4 protein-coding genes are annotated in these 4,596 nt (G+C 73.9%); 1 reads left to right on the forward strand and 3 read right to left on the reverse strand.

Going from position 1 to position 4,596, the window contains the following annotated elements; translation table 11 throughout:
• On the forward strand, window positions 1–2,057 hold a 2,057-nt coding region (acs, locus tag D8M29_RS08615; RefSeq protein WP_238693362.1), incomplete at its 5' end, for an acetate--CoA ligase.
• Here the strand turns inward: acs and D8M29_RS08620 are convergent.
• The 3 genes from D8M29_RS08620 to D8M29_RS08630 form a co-directional block, all read right to left on the reverse strand.
• Window positions 2,006–3,295 carry a M20 family metallopeptidase gene (locus tag D8M29_RS08620; protein WP_127445907.1) on the reverse strand — a complete coding sequence of 430 codons (1,290 nt, stop codon included), beginning with the start codon at window positions 3,293–3,295 and terminating at the stop codon, window positions 2,006–2,008. The genes acs and D8M29_RS08620 overlap by 52 nt on opposite strands.
• Before the next feature lie 51 nt (window positions 3,296–3,346).
• Window positions 3,347–4,144, reverse strand: a complete 798-nt coding sequence (locus D8M29_RS08625; RefSeq protein WP_036336726.1) for a hypothetical protein — start codon at window positions 4,142–4,144, stop codon at window positions 3,347–3,349.
• Window positions 4,145–4,282: 138 nt separating this feature from the next.
• On the reverse strand, window positions 4,283–4,596 hold a 314-nt coding region (locus D8M29_RS08630), incomplete at its 5' end, for a siderophore-interacting protein (protein WP_148111558.1).

The raw sequence follows: 4,596 nt of genomic DNA on the forward strand, positions 1-4,596 counted from the left end.
CGGACGTCCACCCCGGCCGCCCGGCGGACCGGCTGCACGGCGGGCGCGGCGACGGCCGCCCGGTGGCCGAGTCGGACCGGCTCGCGTTCTGGGAGGCGGCCGGCCGACGTCTGAGCTGGGAGCGGCCCTTCACCCGGACGCGCTCCCTCACCGCCCCGGACCCGGCCGCCGAGCGCGGCCCGGAGATCCGCTGGTACGAGGACGGCACCCTGAACGTGGCCGTGAACTGCGTGGACCGGCACGTGGCGGCGGGGCGCGGGGAGAAGGTCGCCCTGTACTTCGAGGGCGAGCCCGGCGACCGCCGCGCCGTCACCTACGCGCAGCTGCAGCGCGAGGTCGCCCAGGCCGCGAACGCCCTCGAGGAGCTGGGCATCGGGGCGGGCGACCGCGTCGTCGTGTACCTGCCCGTGCTCGTGGAGACGATCGTCATCACGCTGGCGTGCGCGCGGATCGGGGCCGTGCACTCGCTCGTGTTCGGCGGGTTCTCGGCGGAGGCGCTGCGGTTCCGCGTCGAGGACACGGGCGCGAAGCTGCTCGTCACCACCGACGGCCAGTTCCGCCGCGGCGCCGCCGTCCCCGTGAAGGCCAACGCGGACGAGGCCGTGTCCGGGGACAACGTGATCGAGCACGTCCTCGTCCTGGACCGCACGGGCCACCGGGACATCCCGTGGACCGAGGGCCGGGACCTGTGGTGGCACGACGTCGTGGACCGCCAGCCGGACACCCACACCCCGCGCGCCTTCGATGCGGAGCACCCGCTGTTCATCATGTACACCTCCGGCACCACGGGACAGCCCAAGGGGCTCGTGCACACCTCCGGCGGGTACCTCGCCGCGGCCTCGTGGACGCACGACTTCCTGTTCTCCCACCCGGACCCGGCACGGCGCGACGACGACGTCCACTGGTGCACCGCGGACCTGGCCTGGGTCACCGCGCACACCTACGAGATCTACGGTCCGCTCTCGAACGGGGTCACGCAGGTGATCTACGAGGGCGTGCCGAACGCCCCGCACCCGGGCCGGCACTTCGAGGTGATCGAGCGCTACCGGGTGACGAGCTACTACACGGCGCCCACCCTGATCCGCTCGCTCAAGGGCTGGCATCCGGAGGGGATCCCGGCGCACGCGGACGGCGGCCCGGACCTGTCCTCGATCCGCCTGATCGGCACCGTGGGCGAGTCCGTGAACCCGGAGGCCTGGACGTGGGCCCGGACCCAGATCGGCCGGGACACCCCGGACCTGCCGATGGTGGACACGTGGTGGCAGTCCGAGACGGGCGCCACCGTGCTCTCCCCCCGCCCCACGGACACGGCCTTCAAGCCGGGCTGCGGCTCCCGGCCCCTGCCGGGGGTGGACGTGGCCGTGGTCGACGACGACGGCGCCCCCACGCCCGAGGGCCTGCAGGGCCGGATCGTGGTCACCCGCACCTCGCCGTCGATGGCGCGGACCGTGTGGCGGAACCCGGCCCGCTACTTCCACTCGTACTGGGAGGACTACGCGGACCAGGGCGAGGCGGGCTGGTTCCTCGCCGGCGACGGCGCCAAGCGGGACGAGGACGGCGACGTCTGGATCCTCGGGCGCGTGGACGACGTCATCAACATCTCCGGGCACCGGCTGAGCACCATCGAGATCGAGTCCGCCCTCGTGGCGCACCCGGAGGTGATCGAGGCGGGGGTGTGCCCCGTGCCGCACGAGACCACCGGGCACGCCGCCGTCGCCTTCGTCGTGGCGCACGAGGGCTGGCTGGCCGGAGACGACGGCCCCGGCGCCTCCGCCGCCGACCGCGCCGAGGAGCTGCGGCGGCATGTGGGGCGGGTGATCGGGCCGGTGGCCAAGCCCGCCGAGGTGGTCTTCGTCCCCGACGTGCCCAAGACCCGCTCGGGCAAGATCATGCGGCGGCTGCTGACGCAGCTGCACCAGGGCACCGCGCTCGGGGACACCACGAGCCTGCAGAACGAGCCGTGCGTCGGGCAGATCGCCGAGGTGCTCCGGGCCGGCCGCCGCGCTCAGGACGCCGGCACCGGCGCCGTCCGCAGCGCCAGCTCGGCCAGCACCTGAGCGGCCCGCGGCACCACGGCGTCGTCGAACACGGCCTGCGGGGAGTGGTTGACCGGCGCCCCGTCCGGGTCCACGCCCTCCGGGACCGCCCCGAGCAGGACGTAGGCGCCGGGCACCCGCTGGAGGACCTCGGAGAAGTCCTCGCTGCCGGGCTCGGGCTCGGACAGCTCCCGGTACGCCTCGACCCCGTACAGGTCCTCCACGGTCCGGCGGACGAAGGCCACCGCGTCCGGGTCGTTGGCCGTCACCGGGAACGCGCAGTCCGTCCGGACCTGTGCGCTCATGCCGTGCGCCGCGGCGATCCCGTGCACCATGCGCTCCACGGCCGAGAGCAGCCGGGCTCGGGCGGGCGCGGAGAAGGTACGCAGGGTGAGGGCGAGGGTGGCGCTGTCCGGGATGATGTTGGCCGCCGTGCCCGCGCTCAGGTGCCCGACGGTCGCGACCACCGGGTCGAAGGCGTCGAACTGCCGGGTGACCACGGACTGCAGCGCCAGCACCATCTCGGCGGCCACGGGCACCGGATCCTGGGCCAGGTGCGGCACGGAGCCGTGCCCGCCTCGACCGTGCACCGTCACCACCAGGTCGTCGCAGCCGGCCTGGATCGCCCCCGGGCGGCTGAGCAGGACGCCGCGCAGGTAGGTGCCCGAGGAGACATGGATCGCGTAGGCGACGTCCACCGGTCGCCCGGCCGCCTCCAGCAGCCCCTCCTGGATCATGTGCTGGGCGCCGCCGCCGGTCTCCTCCCCGGGCTGGAACATGGCCACCACGTCGGCGGTGAGCTCCCCGCGACGGCGCACCAGCCAAGCCAGGGCGCCGTAGAGGCCGGCGGTGTGCAGGTCGTGGCCGCAGGCGTGCATGGTGCCCGGCACGGAGGGGGCGTACTCCAGCCCGGTCTCCTCCGTGACGGGCAGGGCGTCCATGTCCCCCCGCAGCAGCACGACCGGCCGCCGGGCCCCCTCCGGCAGCGGGGCCCCGCCGCGCAGCACCACGACGACGGAACTCAGCGCCCGGCCCACGCTCGTCTCCAGCGCGGGGCGGCCGGTGGCGGCATCCTCCCCCGCCTCGGCGCGCAGGGCCTCGAGCCGCTCGAGGACGGCGGCCTGGGTGCGGGGCAGGTGCAGGTCCAGCTCCGGATGTCCGTGGAGGAGGCGGCGGAAGGCGATCGCCTCCCGGGCGATGTCCTCCGGCAGGCCCGGGGCGAGGGCGTTCGCGGGCGGGGTGGGGGCGGTGCGGTCCATGAGGACATCATGCCGTGGCGCCCCGCCGGCCCACCCGGATCGCGCAGCGGGTCAGCCGGCCAGCTCCTGCAGCTCGGCCAGGTCGAAGACGTCCTCCGAGGCGGGGGCCTCGGGCGCCTCGACCGCGTTCCACTCGGTGAAGGTGGCATTCGCGTCCACGTCCTCGTCCTCCGAGTTCACGTCCTCGAGACGGTAGAGGGTCGTGCTCTCCGGGTCGATCAGCATCGTCCGGCCGAACTCGTGGTGCTCCTCGGGCAGCGCGTACTTGAGGTACTTCCTGCCCTCGAGCTCCACCTCCTCGGCCTTCAGGTCCTTGCCGTCGAAGGCGTCCGCGGCGGGCATGTCCTCTTCGAGGTCGGACATGATCTCCTCCAGTGAGATGTCCATCTGCGCGGCCTGCTCGGCGTTCGTCTTGATCCAGCGGTCGCCCACGAGGGTGGAGAACATGCCCATCTCCGGGGGCAGGTCGTCACCGTCGGCCTTGAGCTTGAAGAACACGTCGGCGTCCCGGCGCAGGACCTCGATGGCCATGGTGGCCGCCCCCATGTCCACGTTCATGGTGCCCCGGAGGTGGGAGTCGTCGGTGGCGCCGGCGAGGTCCACGTTCGCGGACTGGATGGCGTCCGTGCCCAGGGAGGCGGAGGGCGACGCCGAGGCCGACGCGTCGTCCTTGTCCTCCTCCTTGTCGGCGGCGGTGCCCTCCATCTTCAGGCGCAGGCTCTCGGCATCCACGACCTTCTGGCGGACCTCGGGCCAGCTCTCCTCCAGCGTCGGGTCGGAGGCGCAGCCGGTGAGCAGCAGACCGGAGGCGGCGAGCATGCCGACGGCGAGGCGTGCGGGCGTCTTCATGGGGACTCCTTCACAGAGGTGCGGACGTGCCGGCGGCCGGGGACCGCCGGACGATGTCGCGTCGACCCTCTCACGTCACCCCTGGCCCGTCATGCCCTGAGGGACGCCGGAACTTCTACTGTGCCGACCCTGTGCGGGTCAGCCGCCGGTGGTGCCGTCCTCGAAGATCTGCCCCGCCGGGGTCTGCTTCTCCGCCTGGAACACGTCCTCGGCGCGGCCGTAGGCCCAGTACGCGCTCACCGACAGCTGCCGCCGGTCCACGCCGCGCACGTCCGTGAGGTACGCCCGGACGCGCTTGACCTGCTCCCGCTCGCCGTGCACGAACGCGTGCACCCGCCCCTCCCGCCACGCCGCGTCCTCGACGGCGGCGGCGAACCGCGTCGTCTCCGGGGTGAAGGGGCCGCCGCGGTGCAGCCAGCGCACCTCGACGCCGGCCGGCGCGGTCAGGGGCA

The organism is Micrococcus sp. HSID17227 (assembly GCF_003989405.1).
GTDB classification, from domain to species: domain Bacteria; phylum Actinomycetota; class Actinomycetes; order Actinomycetales; family Micrococcaceae; genus Micrococcus; species Micrococcus luteus.